This is a genomic window from Paenibacillus sp. FSL P4-0338 (assembly GCF_038002365.1).
Taxonomy (GTDB): Bacteria; Bacillota; Bacilli; order Paenibacillales; family Paenibacillaceae; genus Paenibacillus_AQ.
The window spans coordinates 1,301,003-1,316,176 of sequence record NZ_JBBOCG010000001.1 but is presented as its reverse complement, the minus strand read 5'-3'; the positions used below and the strand labels follow the sequence as shown (position 1 = coordinate 1,316,176).

At 51.7% G+C, this 15,174-nt stretch carries 17 protein-coding genes; 3 read left to right on the top strand and 14 right to left on the bottom strand.

Annotated elements, in window-relative coordinates; genetic code table 11:
• Positions 1-59 precede the first annotated feature (59 nt).
• Complete coding sequence (locus MKZ07_RS05730; protein ID WP_341025025.1) at positions 60-662, top strand: DUF4304 domain-containing protein; 603 nt, start codon at positions 60-62, stop codon at positions 660-662.
• Between the two features lie 108 nt (positions 663-770).
• Here the strand turns inward: MKZ07_RS05730 and MKZ07_RS05725 are convergent, their stop codons facing one another.
• Both MKZ07_RS05725 and MKZ07_RS05720 read right to left on the bottom strand, forming a co-directional pair.
• Positions 771-2,225 carry a DHA2 family efflux MFS transporter permease subunit gene (locus MKZ07_RS05725; RefSeq protein ID WP_076154000.1) on the bottom strand — a complete coding sequence of 485 codons (1,455 nt, stop codon included), beginning with the start codon at positions 2,223-2,225 and terminating at the stop codon, positions 771-773.
• 66 nt (positions 2,226-2,291) lie between these two features.
• Complete coding sequence (locus MKZ07_RS05720; protein WP_036694110.1) at positions 2,292-2,861, bottom strand: TetR/AcrR family transcriptional regulator; 570 nt, start codon at positions 2,859-2,861, stop codon at positions 2,292-2,294.
• Positions 2,862-3,069: 208 nt separating this feature from the next.
• On the opposite strand from MKZ07_RS05720, the gene MKZ07_RS05715 reads away from it, so the two are divergent.
• Positions 3,070-3,513 carry a DUF4395 domain-containing protein gene (locus MKZ07_RS05715; RefSeq protein ID WP_341025022.1) on the top strand — a complete coding sequence of 148 codons (444 nt, stop codon included), beginning with the start codon at positions 3,070-3,072 and terminating at the stop codon, positions 3,511-3,513.
• A 144-nt stretch (positions 3,514-3,657) separates the two neighbouring features.
• On the opposite strand, the gene MKZ07_RS05710 is transcribed toward MKZ07_RS05715, so the two are convergent.
• From MKZ07_RS05710 to MKZ07_RS05680, 7 genes are all read right to left on the bottom strand, one after another.
• Positions 3,658-4,188 (bottom strand): hypothetical protein, encoded by a 531-nt coding sequence (locus MKZ07_RS05710; protein ID WP_036694114.1) that lies wholly within the window; start codon positions 4,186-4,188, stop codon positions 3,658-3,660.
• A 113-nt stretch (positions 4,189-4,301) separates the two neighbouring features.
• Positions 4,302-5,234 (bottom strand): NAD-dependent epimerase/dehydratase family protein, encoded by a 933-nt coding sequence (locus MKZ07_RS05705; protein WP_036694116.1) that lies wholly within the window; start codon positions 5,232-5,234, stop codon positions 4,302-4,304.
• A 288-nt stretch (positions 5,235-5,522) separates the two neighbouring features.
• The gene (locus MKZ07_RS05700) at positions 5,523-6,512 is read right to left on the bottom strand and encodes an ROK family protein (RefSeq protein ID WP_341025019.1); all 990 of its coding nucleotides are present in this window, start codon (positions 6,510-6,512) and stop codon (positions 5,523-5,525) included.
• A 232-nt stretch (positions 6,513-6,744) separates the two neighbouring features.
• Positions 6,745-7,530, bottom strand: coding sequence for an ABC transporter permease (locus tag MKZ07_RS05695; RefSeq protein WP_076077875.1), 786 nt, complete (start codon positions 7,528-7,530; stop codon positions 6,745-6,747).
• Between the two features lie 8 nt (positions 7,531-7,538).
• Positions 7,539-8,333, bottom strand: coding sequence for an ABC transporter permease (locus MKZ07_RS05690; protein WP_036730060.1), 795 nt, complete (start codon positions 8,331-8,333; stop codon positions 7,539-7,541).
• A gap of 70 nt (positions 8,334-8,403) precedes the next feature.
• Positions 8,404-9,459, bottom strand: a complete 1,056-nt coding sequence (locus tag MKZ07_RS05685) for an ABC transporter ATP-binding protein (protein ID WP_036728804.1) — start codon at positions 9,457-9,459, stop codon at positions 8,404-8,406.
• Between the two features lie 75 nt (positions 9,460-9,534).
• A complete protein-coding gene (locus MKZ07_RS05680) occupies positions 9,535-10,317 on the bottom strand; it encodes a GTP cyclohydrolase II (RefSeq protein WP_341025015.1) in 783 nt (260 codons plus the stop codon).
• Between the two features lie 232 nt (positions 10,318-10,549).
• On the opposite strand from MKZ07_RS05680, the gene MKZ07_RS05675 reads away from it, so the two are divergent.
• Positions 10,550-10,876, top strand: a complete 327-nt coding sequence (locus tag MKZ07_RS05675) for a winged helix-turn-helix transcriptional regulator (RefSeq protein WP_036694124.1) — start codon at positions 10,550-10,552, stop codon at positions 10,874-10,876.
• Positions 10,877-10,974: 98 nt separating this feature from the next.
• On the opposite strand, the gene MKZ07_RS05670 is transcribed toward MKZ07_RS05675, so the two are convergent.
• The 5 genes from MKZ07_RS05670 to MKZ07_RS05650 form a co-directional block, all read right to left on the bottom strand.
• Positions 10,975-11,856, bottom strand: a complete 882-nt coding sequence (locus tag MKZ07_RS05670) for an ABC transporter permease subunit (protein ID WP_076154005.1) — start codon at positions 11,854-11,856, stop codon at positions 10,975-10,977.
• The gene (locus MKZ07_RS05665; RefSeq protein WP_341025010.1) at positions 11,853-12,845 is read right to left on the bottom strand and encodes an ABC transporter ATP-binding protein; all 993 of its coding nucleotides are present in this window, start codon (positions 12,843-12,845) and stop codon (positions 11,853-11,855) included. The genes MKZ07_RS05670 and MKZ07_RS05665 overlap by 4 nt, the downstream gene beginning before the upstream one ends.
• Entirely contained in the window at positions 12,842-13,969 is a 1,128-nt protein-coding gene (locus MKZ07_RS05660) for a hypothetical protein (RefSeq protein ID WP_341025008.1), read from the bottom strand. The genes MKZ07_RS05665 and MKZ07_RS05660 overlap by 4 nt, the downstream gene beginning before the upstream one ends.
• A gap of 23 nt (positions 13,970-13,992) precedes the next feature.
• Positions 13,993-14,508 (bottom strand): sigma-70 family RNA polymerase sigma factor, encoded by a 516-nt coding sequence (locus MKZ07_RS05655; protein WP_341025006.1) that lies wholly within the window; start codon positions 14,506-14,508, stop codon positions 13,993-13,995.
• Between the two features lie 61 nt (positions 14,509-14,569).
• Positions 14,570-15,133 (bottom strand): TetR/AcrR family transcriptional regulator, encoded by a 564-nt coding sequence (locus tag MKZ07_RS05650; RefSeq protein ID WP_341025003.1) that lies wholly within the window; start codon positions 15,131-15,133, stop codon positions 14,570-14,572.
• Between the last annotated feature and the right edge of the window lie 41 nt (positions 15,134-15,174).

Below are 15,174 nucleotides of genomic sequence, written 5' to 3'. Positions count from 1 at the left end.
GCCGACACGTTATAATATGCTGTCTATTATCACCTCAGGTGAAGGAGGACTTACTTACTATGAACGAATTGTTAAATATGAAGGAATTGTTCACGCAGATTATCAAACAAGACGTCAAACCTTTTTTCTCCGCGCAAGGCTATCGGACAAAGGATCTGAATTTCAACAAAATAGAGGGCCAACTCAGCTATAAAATCAATATTCAGAAATTCAAGTACAATACACACAAGGAGCTCAGCTTCTATGTGAATTACAATATTCATTCCGAAGAGCTTGCGCAATATAGGCCTGCTTTGTCTCTGGGTTTGGCTCACTTCTATGCCCGGATCAACCAAATCGTCCCCGCCGCCCCGGAACGCTACTTCCTGACGCCGGAAGTAGATGTGGACAAGTTCACGTCAGACCTGCTGCTCCACTTGGATCAGGGGCTTCAATTCTTGTACACCTTAACCGATGCCAGGGCCATTATTGAATACTATATGCAGCGGACAGCACTGCATTTAAGTGAGGAGACCTTCGGGTTCCTGCTGGATACAGGGGATACAGAGACTGCGGAGCAATACCTGAAGCAGCTCCAGGCGAAATACGGCGCCGAGAAGCGCTGGGCGATCTTGGAGAAGAAGTATGCAGTGGTCTGGGAGAAATACGGAAGCTCTTCCTAGTGGCCCTTGTTCAATCCTCCCCATTAAAGTATAAAACACAAAAAAACCTCTCCCGCCAAATTGGTTGCCCATTTTAACAAGGAGAGGTTCTTATTCATTTGCAGATAATTAATGCATAGAAGCCTGAGTCTTGTGTGATACGATGACACGCTTAAGGAAGAATGCAATCACCAGACCTATAATAGCCATGACCATTCCGAAGATAAAGGCATTCTGCACTCCATGAGTGAAGGCAGCGCCGATGTTTAGCGGATCAGCCGGGTTAGTAACGGTCTGCATGTAGCTTTTGGAGCCGGAGGTCATGATGCTTACCGCCAATGCTGTACCAATCGCACCCGCCACCTGCTGGAGTGTATTCATAATGGCTGTACCATGCGGGTAGTATTCCATGGGAAGCTGATTGATACCATTCGTCTGTGCAGGCATCATAATCATGGAGATTCCGATCATCAGCACACTGTGAAGCACGATCACGAAGACAACGGTCGAAGTAGCTGTAATCCCCGAGAAGAACCACAAGGAGACGGCGACGAGCGCCAGTCCTGGGATAACCAGCCATTTCGGACCGTATTTGTCGAACATACGCCCCATAACCGGCGACATTAGGCCGTTGATGATTCCGCCCGGCAGCAGCAGTAATCCTGCCTTGAAGGCTGAATACCCTTGTCCCTGCTGCAGATACATAGGAAGAATCAGCATCGAGGAGAGAATAACCATCATACAGATGAAGACCATCAGTACTCCAACCACGAACATCGGGAACTTGAAGGCGCGCAGATCAATCATCGGCTGCTTCATTGTCAACTGGCGGATACAGAATAGAATAAGGGCAATCGCACCGATCACGATGGCGATAATAACCTTCGGACTTCCCCAGCCTTCTGCTTCACCAGCACTGCTGAAGCCGTAGACAATACCGCCGAAGCCGAAGGAGGACAGAATAATGGACAGGACATCAATCTTCGGCTTCGTCACTTCCGTGACATTCTGCATGAAGAGAATTCCGCTAATTAGGGCGATCACCAGGAACGGCAGCGATAGCCAGAAGATCCAGTGCCAGCTTAGGCTCTCAATCAGCAGACCGGCAATCGTAGGTCCAATCGCTGGAGCTACCATGATGACCAAGCCGATAAGTCCCATCGCCGCCCCTCTTTTCTCAGCGGGAATGATGATTAGAATCGTATTGAACATCAGCGGCAGCAGCAGCGCGGTTCCCATCGCCTGCACCACTCTCGCAGTGAGCAGAAACTCGAAATTCGGCGACATCGCCGCAAGGAATGTGCCCAGAATAGAGAAGCATAGGGCAGCGACGAACAACTGTCTTGTGGTGAACCACTGCAGCAGCATCCCCGAGATCGGAACCAGAATGCCCAGCGTCAGCAGATAGGCGGTAGTCAGCCACTGCGCCGTCGATGGTGTAATTTGCAGGACATTCATAAGATCACTTAAAGCTACATTTAGGGCGGTCTCACTGAACATGCCGATGAAGCCGGCAATCAGCAGGGAGATCAGAATAGGTAAAGTCTTGAATTGCCGGGGTTCGCTTGACCCCTTGTCAGTCATAGTTGCGTTCACTCTCGTATCCTCCTGGTATCTGTGTATATCTCTCTCTGGTCTTGCGTATTACGGTTAAGCCAGTATTGCCGGAATGCACTCTGCCGCTGCTTCCAGCGGTTGAATATTTCTGCAGGTCAACGCCTGCAGCAGCGCTCCCTCGAACAAGGAGACCACCACCGAAGCTTTGCGCTCTGCCGTTTCCTCCTGTACCCCCTCCCGGATCAGACGCTTCGCAATAATATCCTGCCAATCTCTGAAGACACACTGGCAAGCAGTACGAAGCTCATGGCTGACACAGGAGGTCTCCACGGCTACCCAGAAGCTGAACGGAACGAGCCCTTCAAAAGAAGATTTTTCCGCCTCATTTGCCATAGACATGATGAAATTCTGCACTGCCTGAGCCGGTGCCGCTTCACCCTCCATATAATGGCGCAATAAATGGGCTACCTCTTCACTAGTCCGGTTAATGCAGGTCAGTGCCAGCTCCTCTTTGCCGTGGGGGAAATAATAATACAAGGAACCCTTGGGCGATTCGCTGTCCTTGATGATCTGATTCAGTCCGGTAGCATGGTACCCCTGTGTAAAAAACAACCTGGAAGCCGTATCCACAATGGCTTCGCGTGCATTAGGCTTGTTCGACAAGCTCTACACTTCCTTATCTTGACGATCCAACAATTATAACAATTGGTCTACATAATAAAACCACAAAAAAACTTCCGTTGTCAATGGATAATAATTTCAAAATTTAATTTCTGTTTCTTGATCGTAGCACATAAGGATTGCTACTTCCGCGTTCTGCCGTTATAATCGAGTTAAATTATATAATTCCAATGAGAAAGGTTTGATTTACATGAATCAAACGCCTTCCGTGCAGGGAATTCCCCGGCCGCTAGTGAAGCTCAATCAGGCCTTCATTGTCATATGTGTATTACTGGCCTTGCTCACAGGTCTCCACTGGATTCTCGCCCTCCCGCTTGCCGCGGGATTATCCGGTCTAATTTTCGGATATAATCCCGTCATCAAGCTGTGCAGCCCGCTGCTGAAGAAGCCGCGCTCCGCCTATGTGCTTGAAGACCCGGAGCAGCAGCAATTCAACCAGAAGATTGCCGTCTTCAGTCTGGCGGGCGGACTGGTCAGCTTTCTCGCCGGCTGGACCATCGCGGGATATCTCTTCAGTCTGATGGTCGGAATCGCAGCAACGGTTGCCATTCTCGGCTTCTGCATCGGCTGCTTCCTTCATTATCAGTGGAGAATGTACACTCACAGACGCAAGCAGGCCGGGCTTCACAAATAATCCGGATTTCCTTCCTGCTGCATACCTCTACTCCTTGTCACAGAACAGGCCAGCCAGTCCTTGCAGCAGTAGAACACTACTGTCAAGGCTTGGCTGGCCTGAGTTCTCTCTTCTTCTATGCTTCGAATCTAAGGTGTAAACCGATCAGCGTTCCCTGCCTGCCACATCCCAGCGGTGACGGAATTTCTCCAGGCGCGGATGGACCTCTGCCGGCGCTTCGGAGAGAAGCAGACGCAGCTTGACGATCCACTCCTCGAAGGAGGAGAAGGAGGCGAACAGATTCGCCATATCTGGAGTCAGATAGAGGAAATACGGTGCAGGATAGATATCGCTGATATGACGCAGTGCCGAATCCAGCGGGGTGTACTTCTTTCGCTTACCTTCGAGGCTCTCCACGGTGATGAAGGACTGTCCCTGCTCTTTTTTCCACTCATGCAGCCGGTCATCCCGCTTATACCAGGCCTTCACCGGCTCCTTCGTCATCCGCCGGACGGTTTCTTCATGCAGCGGGTAGAGCACTAGCTTCATGAACTTGCGGTCCACTGCCGTCTCTGCCGCCTTAAGCAGCTCCATATCCGATATATGCTCGAACGAATCATAGAAGATCAGCGTCCCCTTACGTTCATTGGCTGGCGGTTCATAGCCATAAGGCATATGTTGTATGTCGCGTGTCATCATATTACCTCCCGTGTATTACTGCCTATAGCATATCATGCTACCCGGAACGGCGTACAATTCTGCAAGTTTATTATACAAGCACTGCTGCTCAGTTCCCTTGGCTTCATCCGCTAGCCCAGCTCTTCGCGGAACCATTCTATGGTTTCCCTAATGGCCCGCTTATACGATGTCGGATTGTACTCGGGGAACCGCATCATGAATTTATTATCATTCAGCAGAAGCGGATACTCGAATTCATATAGAAGCTCATGGAATTCGTTCGCTTCCTTATTGAACACACCGGCTACTCCGACTGCCCATGCCGGCAGCGCACAGCACTTCCCCTTGCTGCCAGCCGCTTGCTGGATGTTCATCAGGAATTGCCGCCCCTCAATAGCGCCGGAGCCGGATACATGCCACTCCCCCTGCTCGCCGCTCTCCGCCAGCAGCACGGCCGCCCTGGCCGCATCGCGGATATAGACCAGATCATGCGGGACATCCAGCTTCACCGGCCACTTAATCGTTCTGGCCTGGAGGGCTCCGCTGAAGATCGGTCCGAATAACCGGTTCGTGACATTGGGACCGTAATAATCCGGATATCGCGGAATCACGTAACGGAAGCCCCGCCGTTCAGCCTCCGTCTTCAGCAGCTCCTCCAGTTGATTCCGCAGCTTCCCCTTGCGGGTTCGTGCCTCCTTCGGATGGCGTTCATCCGCCGGAAGATATTGGAGCTTGCCGTAACCGTAAATATTGCCCGGAAATACCAGCGTCTGTCCGGTCCTAAGCAGGCGGGTTACCCGCTCCAGCGCCTCCGGCATGACAGAGTACCAATCCTGATACGGCACATTAAGACAGAAATAGACGGTTGTTACCCCATTCAGCGCTTCAGCCAGCACCTTCTCATTCATTACATCTACTGCTGCTATGGTCAGCAGCGGCCCCTTCAGCCTGCGCAGAGCCTGACTGGAACGGTGGTATGTAGCTGTCACTAGCTTGCCCCGTGACAGTAATTCTTGTGTGATAGAATGGCCCAGACCGCCATTACCCCCAATTACGAGATTCATAACATGAACGGCTCCTTATCGAACGCATGAAGACCTTAAGCAACCTGCTAACGGTTCATTCAATCTGCCCGTGATTATAATTCGCAGTATGGAAGAACCAGATCATCCAATCTTCTTCCTTAGAAGAGGAGGATATATATTCCATATATCTGCACTGTTATCAGTATATCGCCTGTCAGTTACTATATTCATTGGGTTAATTTGACGATTCATGTCGATTCCGGGCTTTTATATGGACATATGGTGAATTATTGCATTTCAATAGTTTTGCATCAGTGGATTTTCTGCTCAGTTAGAATAGTCTAGTTGCGTATGCTTCTGCTTCTGATAAGCATATACAGCCGCACCCAGCGTACCTGCACGGCTGCCCAGTTCAGCCTGAACAATCCGGCACCGGCTGGCGGACAGCTTCAGCGCATGGGCATTTACAGTATCGCGGACACTGTTCAGGAGACGGTCTCCTGCTGCGGCCATGCCGCCCCCGATAATAACCAGCTCCGGGTTCAGCAGATTAATCACATTCGCCAGCCCGTATCCCAGCAGCTCCCCCGTCTCATGCATAACCTCAATGGCCAAGGGGTCTCCAAGATCATAAGCCTCTGAGATCATCTGCGCCGTGATCTGCTTCTGGGTCTGCTTGGTCCAGGTCTGAATCAGGCTGACCCTACCTGCCTCCAGCTTCTCCTTGAAGGTATTCACCATCCCCACCGCAGATACATACCTCCCCAGGCATCCAGAGCTTCCGCAGCGGCAGGGACGTCCCTGCCGGTACATATTCATATGCCCGATTTCACCTGCGCTGAAGGTTGTCCCATACAGCACCTTGCCGTCATGAACCATCCCGGAGCCGAGACCGGTCCCGAGTGTGAGCAGTATCAGATGCTTATGCCCTTGTCCGGCACCATGGTGCCATTCTCCGTAGAGATTAACCCGCACATCATTATCTATGTAGACCTCGAAGCCGTAGTATGGCTTCATTTCGTTGACCACATGGACCTGCTCCCAGCCGGGAAAATTCGGTGAGAAGACCGACAGGCCCTCCTCCGGGTCGAGCAGACCAGGGATTCCCATTCCCATACAGGTAATCTGCGACTCGTAAATTCCGCTTCCTGCACATAGCTGTGTAACAGCAAGCCTGATCCGCTCCAGCACATGTGCCGGACCCTTCTGCGCTTCTGTGGGTATCGACAACTCCTCCAGGGCTGTGAAATGCTTATCAAAAAGGCCTGCCTTGATATTGGTTCCGCCCAGGTCAATGCCGACTATGTATTTATCCATTCTGTCCCATCCTTCTTTCCCTATTAGAATGCTGTACCTCTCTTCTCTTATTATGCGCTTTCAACATTTAGATAAGTAGCATTTTCCGAGCATCTGGATAGTACGTTTCACTTGAAAGCGAACATCCTGCGGATAGCGATTGCTGTTATTTTATTGACAAAGAGGGCTGCCCCGGCAGCCAGACTTATGCTGCGGGACAACCCCCATTGTATAGCTATTTCATTCAACCGTCTTAAGACCCGGCGCCCTTATACCGCTTGACGCCATAGCTCCAGGCCATCAGGCCGATGCTGAGGAAGACCACGCCGACCAGCGGGGTCAGCAGGGCCATCGTCCGCATCTCATCGCGGTGCAGGAACAAGGCTGCCGGATATATCCCGACAAAAGCGAACGGGATAATCCAGGTAAGCAGCACCTGAATCGCCCGGTTGTAGATCGTTACCGGATAACGTCCGTACGTCTGAATGTTATACATCAGCGGCAGAATGCCTGTAGGCGCATCCGAATAGAACGACAACGAGGTCAGTGTCGTATAGATCCCTGTATAAATGGCTACAGCGCTGAGCGTCAGAAGAATCAGCATCGGCAGGGTCCACCATTCAAACGGCAGGCCCAGATTGCTGCCGCTGATCGCCATCACAATCAGCCCGATGAAGGAGCCGAACAGGGATGGCGGGTCCACATTCTCCAGGAAGATCTGGAACAGGTTATGCGCCGGACGGGTCAGGATGCGGTCCATTTCGCCTTTGACAATATACCGCTCACTGAAGCCCCACATATTGACGAAGCAGCTGAACACGCCGAACGGTACCATGAAGAAGCCGTAGACGAACACCACTTCGTTCTGATTCCAGCCGCCCAGGCTGTCAGTATGCATGAAGATGACCAGGATGAAGATAAAGTTCGTCGCCTGGAACAGCAGGTCGGAAATGACCTCCACCCAGAAATCCGCGCGGTAAGTTAACCGTGTTTTCATATAATTCTTCAGATATTCAATCAATAAGCCCAGGTAGTACATAGCTCAGCTTAACCCCCCTGCACGAACAGCCGCTGACGCGCTGCGTGATTTAGCCAGACAATCGGAATGAGCAGAATCAGGAACCAGATGACCTGGATACCCAGCACATTCCAGATGCCTACCCCCTGCACCCGGCCTGTAAATACTGAGCCCGGCAGATAGGTAATCGCTTGGAAGGGAAGAACTTTAAGCACGGAGGACAACCAGTCCGGGAATAAGGTAATCGGCACAATCAGCCCCGAGAACAGATCCACGACCACACGCTTCATGCGCATCATCCCCTCATTGTTCTCCACGAAGAAGGCAGACAGGCCTGTGATAATATTAATCTGCGAGCTGATCAGGAAGCTGAAGAACAGCATGACCAGGAACCCGGCCCAAGCCGAAGGCTCCGTAGGAAGCTGTACCGGAAACAGCAGAATGGCAATCACCATGCCCGGGATCATCAGCATCATGAAGCGGAACAGGCCTTCGCCGAGGCCCTGCATCATTTTGACCAGAACATAATTATAAGGCCGGATGAACTGGATCGCAATGCTTCCGTCACGGATATCCGTAGAGATCTCCCGGTCCAGATTATTGAAGTAGAAGGCACGCGCCATCCAGGACACCGCCACATACGTGGTCATCTGCGCCCCGGTAAAGCCGCCGAGCGATTCACCATCGCCATAGATCGCTCTCCAGGTGAAATAGTTCACCCCGATATTGAGCGTGTAGATCAGAATCCCCGAATAGTAATTCACCCGGTAAGCAAGCATCGTCAGGAACCGGATACGGATAAAATCAAAATAAGCGCCAAGCAGCAGCCTCCGCCCATTCTCCCCGGAACCGCCCCGAGAACCTCCGGAGGAGGGAACTGCCGTTGCCAGCTTCTCAGACATGGATAACCTCTTTCTCATCGCTGAGAGCGGCGATCCGCTCCTCCGGCTTCTCTGCCGAGCCTGACTGATAAATACTGCGGACGATGTCATCCGTATTTGTTTCGATGATTTTGATGTCTGTAATATCGGCCTGTCCGACGACCCGGCCCAGCACATCCGATACATTCAGCTCCAGCGGAATCCAAACCTTGGCCGCCAGCTCATTCTCTGCGGTCCAGGTCACCGGCATGCCTTCCGTCCAGCCGATCAGCTGCTGCAGCTTCGTGGCTGTTCCGAACTGGAACTGCACCTCACGCCCGGTTCCCCAGCGCTGCTTCAGATCATCCAGACCTCCGTCATAGATAATCCGCCCGTCATCCAGCATGATGACCCGCGAACAGAGCGCTTCGATATCCTGCAGATCATGAGTCGTCAGCAGGATGGTTGTGCCATGCTCCCGGTTCATATCCTTCAGGAATTCGCGGATCTCCGACTTCACAACAATATCCAGTCCAATCGTGGGTTCATCCAGGAACAAAATGGACGGATTGTGCAGCAGTGCCGCTACAAGCTCGCAGCGCATACGCTGGCCCAGGCTTAATTTGCGGACCGGACGGTTCAGCAGATCCTGAAGCTCCAGGCGTTCCACCAGCTCATCCAGACGTTTTTTGAAGTCCTGTTCGGACACGCGGTATACCTTGCGCAGTAGCTGGAACGACTCAATAACGCCGATATCCCACCAGAGCTGGCTCCGCTGGCCGAAGACAACGCCGATGTTCTGCACGAACTTCTCGCGTTCCTCGTACGGCACGAAGCCGCCGACAGTCAGACTGCCGGCGGTCGGGACAAGAATTCCGGTAAGCATTTTGATCGTAGTAGACTTCCCTGCCCCGTTCTCCCCAATATATCCGCAGATTTCACCTTCGGGAATGCTGAACGAGATGTCCTTCACTGCTGTTACTTCGGAATATTGCCGCTTAAACAAATCAGCGAAGGCCCCTTTGAGGCCCTCGCGGTTTTTTTGGACTTTGAAGGTCTTGCGCAAGTCCTGCACTTGTATAGCATTCATAGGTTACCTCACTAAGCTAAGTATTGGGTTCAGTACCCCATTATAATGGAACGGATGCATATCCGTCCAGCCTGCTTATTTAGCCACTCTTCCCTCAAAAAACTCTGCACCCGGCACAGCCTCCAGATGTCCGGAACGGGCCACCTTGGTCCGCAGGTACTTCTCATTGAAGGCCGATACGTCGCCCCATAGCGGCACCCGCTTCACTGTATTCATTCCGGCAGCCCGTAGTGCTTCCAGCTTCTTCGGATTGTTGGTGATCAGAGTCACCGGATGGCTGCGCAAATGCTGAAGCACACTAATCGCATCTGTGTAATCTCTGGAATCATCGGCGAACCCAAGCTCCAGATTGGCCTCTACTGTATCATACCCTTCTTCCTGAAGAAGATATGCCATTGCTTTGCTGAACAAGCCAATGCCTCTTCCTTCATGATTCGCCAGATAAAAGAGGGCCCCGGCGCCATGCTGGGCAATCATCTTCATCGACTGATGCAGCTGGAAGCCGCAATCGCAGCGCTTGCTGCCGAAGATATCCCCGGTATGGCAAATACTGTGCATTCGGATCAGCGCTTCCTCGGAATGCTCGAAATCTCCGTAGACCAGGACACTGGACTGCTGTCCATCTGCAAGCTTCATTGAGGATAAACGGCTGATGAGCAGCTCGGTAGCCTCCTTGCCTTCCGCGCGCTGAAGCTCTTCGTCCGTCACGTTCAGCCAGCTGTACCATTTGAAGGTGATCGTCTCCCCGTCCAGATTGACAGGCAGAGTAATAGGTCCGACCAATATATTCATGGAATGTTCCATAGGAATCCGGCTTATTTTGTTCTGTAGGATAGATAGGATATCTGGGTTAATCATAAGAGCACCGTCCTAAAAGTTTGATAGTATACGCTTCTTCGATTCCATTACGCAAACTTGCTGCGAATAGAGTGCACTTCGTTTTAAATTTTGATATTTAATTTTCTTCACAGTAACTATTTGTAAGTTAGTTTATCATTGTAATATAACTTCGTCAAGTTATAATATATATTTAAATATTTATAATTACTTATTGTAAGTTTATGATATAATGAATGCTGAGGTGATCCTTATGAATGATTTTGAGATGTGCCCGCGGTTTGAGAAAGCGGTAGATGTGCTTAGTAAGCGGTGGGTCGCCCTGATCGTGTTCGTCCTGATGGATGGTCCGCGCCGGTTCGGAGAAATTGAGCATTGCTTGTCCAACCTTAGCGGAAAGGTCTTGTCAGACCGGTTGAAGGAAATGGAGGCTGAGGGGATCATACAGCGTTCTGTATACCCTGAGATGCCCGTACGAATTGAGTATTCGTTAACCGATAAAGGTACGGCCCTCGCTCCCATTCTAGGAGAGATCGGTAACTGGTCAACGGACTGGATCGAGATCGGCGTGAGCAAATGATTCCCGCACGGCACGCGAAGCAGCGCCCTTGAAGCTCCTGAACAGGAACCTTCGGGGCGCTGCTTTGTTTGTTTTTTAAAGTATGCACGGCCTGATTCCTACAGATCCTTACGCTGAAAGCGCAGAAGTCCCAGCCCAAAGATAACCACAGTATAGATTACAGCGTATACGACAAAGGTATTAGACGGAAATGAATTGAAATTCATGAGACTAAGCGCCCCGCTATCCATCGACACCATACCATTCATATCCTGTAAACTGAACAGCTCGACAGTCATTCGGCGCTGCAAGGTATCTGCGGGCATAATCATCGAGATCATTCCGGTCAGATTATTCAGCACCTTCAGTCCGTCGTCCTCCAGTCTCAGCGACCCGCTAAGCTTATCTACCATCCCTCCGAGAAATCCCGCCCCGTAGAGCATCGTCATGAACACACCGTTGCCAAGCGCCGAGAATAATCCTGAACCCAGCATGGATACGGAGATTAACAAGGGAACTACAGAGGCGAACAGCAGGAATGACTTCGCAAGCACGACTGCATCTCTAGGAACATTCGCGTGGGCACTTGTAATCAGCAGAATCGCAGTGAACAGAATGAGGGCATAGATCGTTCCCAGCGTGACGAAGCCCAGCCAGCGGCCAAGATACCATTTCCAGCGCGGCAGCGGCCGGGGTAACAGAGCCTGCATGACCCCCTGCTCCGCTTCACCGGCAATCACCGAGAAGGAGCTGAAGATCGCCAGAAAGGCAATAACGAATGCGCCGAAGAAGAAGCCCAGACTCAGAATAAAAGCGCCGTTCATGTACTGCATGAACAACCCGCTGCCATTTCCCAGCGTTCCGGCCCCCTGATCGTTCATTCCCACGGTATCGGCCACGAACCAGAAGGCAATCAGGAACACCAGAGTCAGCAGGAGGGTTAGCAGCATCACTTTTTTGCGCAGCATTTCCTTCCAGGTCATTGCCAGTATGGTTCTCATTCCTTCTCCCCCCTATGACTAAGCCCGGCTACCGCATCCATGAACCAATCCTCCAGCCGTTCAGACTGGCGGTTCACCTGGTACAACGTCATTCCCTGCTCCACCATCAGCCCGTTCAGCCAGCCTGCCTGTTCCTCATGATCCAGCTCCGCCGCAAGCCATACGACGCTTGAATCTGACTCCTCCCGTGCCGGAGCATTGCCCGATTTACCCGCCGCAGGCATGGATTGCCGGATGGATAGACCCGTATGCTCATTAAGCCAGGACAGCAAAAAAGGCGTGTATCCGCCCACTTTAAAATGCCAGCTTGTCCGTTTATTCAGCATCTCCGCTACTTTGCCGTGCCGCAGGACCGCTCCGTTACTCAGCAGAGCCATCCGGTCGCACAGCACTTCAACGTCCTCAAGTAAATGAGAGTTGAGAAAAATAGTAATTCCCCGTTCCTTCAGCCGCTGCAGAATCTTCCGCACTTCCATTCTCCCGATGGGATCAAGGGCTGAGGAGGGTTCATCCAGGAACAGAATCTCCGGGTCATTCACCAGCGCACACGCAAGACCCAGCCGCTGCTGCATTCCCTTGGAATAATGCTTGACCCGGTCCCTCCCGCGCAGCCCGATGCCTACCTCCTGCAGGAGCTGAGGAATTCTCTGGTCCATGACGGATTTGGGAATCCGGCACAGCTTGGCATGAAGCCTAACCACCTCTTCACCGGTCAGCCAATCCTGGTAACGGTACAGCTCCGGCAAATAGCCAATCTTCATTTTGGCTTCCATAGAGCCCAGCGGATGGCCCAGGATGGAAGCATGGCCGCCTGTTGGTGAGATGAGTCCGACCAGCATTTTGACAAAGGTACTCTTGCCGGCACCATTGGGGCCGAGGAAGCCGAAGGCTTCCCCTTTCCCCACAGTCAAAGTAACATCCCGGCAACCGCGCCCGTTCGGATAAGCTTTGGTCAAGGCGTTCGCATCAATCGCAGGGATACTGCTCATTGTGTGATCAACTCCTGTACCTTCTGGATGAACTGCTCGCGGTCAGGATAGATATCTCCGCCGCTAAGCTGCAGGAACTGCCCCTTTTGCACCCAGACAGCCGTATAGCTGTTGCTGTTACTGAACTTCATTTCAGTAAGAATCACCGGCGTACCGGCCACCGTAATCTGTTCATCATGACTGCCCTTAATCAGCGGCATCGGCAGATCGCCGGACAAGATCCGGCTCTTCTGCAGGCTGCTTCGCAGATTGTCGGGAATCAGCGGGAAGTTCACAACCGCATCAACCGCTTCGTCCAGATCCACAGAAGGATCTACGGTAACGACAGGTGTGTTCATTTGTGACAAGGCTCCCCAGTGTTGATCGCTGCCCAGATCATAATTCACCTGCTCGGGGATATGAAGCGTAATCGGTTTGCCGTCTACAGATGCAGGCAGCAGATTGTCCGAGCCCAGGCGTTTCAGCGCCTTATTCACTTCCTCCACCTTCAGGTTCAGTGTGATATCATAGGACCCTCTTACCTCTACAAGCTTGGCTGAATCCATACCAGACCCCTTCAGCGGCTCATAGCCCAGCATGCCTTGGATATCCTTGAGCGGAACATTCCCCTTCGCCTCACCATTAGTGATGGAGACGTCACCGAAGGCCTCAAGGGATTGTTCAATATTGCCATTACCATTCTCTGTTATCCGATAGAACATATCCCGCAGATCGCCTTCTTCAACAACAGTAGCCTCCTGCATCTTGAACTGGTTCAGCAAGGCTGCCATGGCTGTATTCCCTACCGGAGTAGCCAGAATTGCTGCAAAAATCGCTACGCCTGCCGCCGCTGCGGCCCACTTGCGGGTGCGGCTCATCATAGGCCGGCGTGACTTCCGCCCTGTATTTTGCACTGGCTCCGCTGCTGCAAGGTTATCCGCCATTGCTGCCGTAAGCAATTCATCTGCTGCCAATTCTGTTCTATCTGATCTATCAGTCTTGGCAGCTTGTTCCTCAAGAAGGGGATTTTGCTTGCCCCATGCAGCCCATACTGGATTGACCGGCTCGTCTCCCAGCTTCTCCTGTAATCTAGCCCAGGCTTCATCTGTACTCTGGGGCTGTACCTGCCCGTTTGCTCTATTCATGGTTTCTTTCCTCCCGGATCTCATTATTCTTGCGGAATGGATTTCACCGCATGGTGTTTCAGTTTGGCTGTCGCCCGGCTTAATAGAGTTCCGACCACGGGCGGCCTCACTCCCAGCTCCCCGGCGATCTCAGCATAGCTGTAGCCCGAATACTTAAGCAGCAGGGCTTGCCGGTCCCGCTGAGGAAGATCCTCCAGCCAGCTCCGCACATCTTCCTGATCCAGCTTGCTGAGGACCACTTCTTCACCTGTAGGAGCTGAAGCCCCTGCATCATATAGCAGCTCCTGCTTGTTGATCAGACGCCGCTCTCTCACCCGCTGATTCAGATAATCATATCCGATCCGTGTAAGCACTCTATGCAGCCACGCCCCCAGAGCCGCCGGATCATCCGGCGGATTCCGGTAGAGTCTGATAAAAACCTCCTGTGCCAGATCATCAGCAGCACTCTCGTCCCTCACAAGTGCCGCCAGCTTACGCCGCACACTCGGGTAATGCTCATAAAAGATTAATTTGTATGGGTCTGATTCCGGAATATTCATTAGGTAAATCCTCCTTATCCGCTGCAGCTATAAGTAAGACGAAGGCTAAGGCAGATTTGTATCACCTTGCTTCAAGATTTCTCTCCAGCAACATCCCGATCCGCTGCGCCATTACGTCTGGAGAGAGCGGCTGTCCATTCTTGAACCACCATTCCACTACCCCAACGATCGCTGATCCCAGAAACTGGATGTCTACATTACTGATGTTGGCTGAATCCTTGCTGCTCCCACCAGACAGGCTCTTATCCTTCTCCAGCTCTCCGAGGAAGAATTCAAGAAACCGCCCGCGGAAAAACAAGCTGCCTTTACTCCCCAGCAGAACAGAGAAGAACATCGAATGCTTCTCAAAATATTCAAACCACACCAATCCCATTTCGGTATATCCGGCGGCATCGTCAGAAGTTTCGCAGATTTCTCGTATATTGCCGATATGCTCTTCTATGAGCTTGTCCAGAAGATCAAATTTGTCTGTGTAGTGAAGATAAAGGGTTCTGCGGCTGACATCCGCTCTATCGGCAATGTCCTGTATTGTAATTTGATCAAAATCCTTCTCCAGCATCAGCTCAATAACAGCCTTTTTTAAGGCTTCCTGGGACTTGCGTATTCTCCGGTCGATCTTTACCACTCTGTCCTCACCAGCTTTCCTGCAGATTACTGCACAATTCC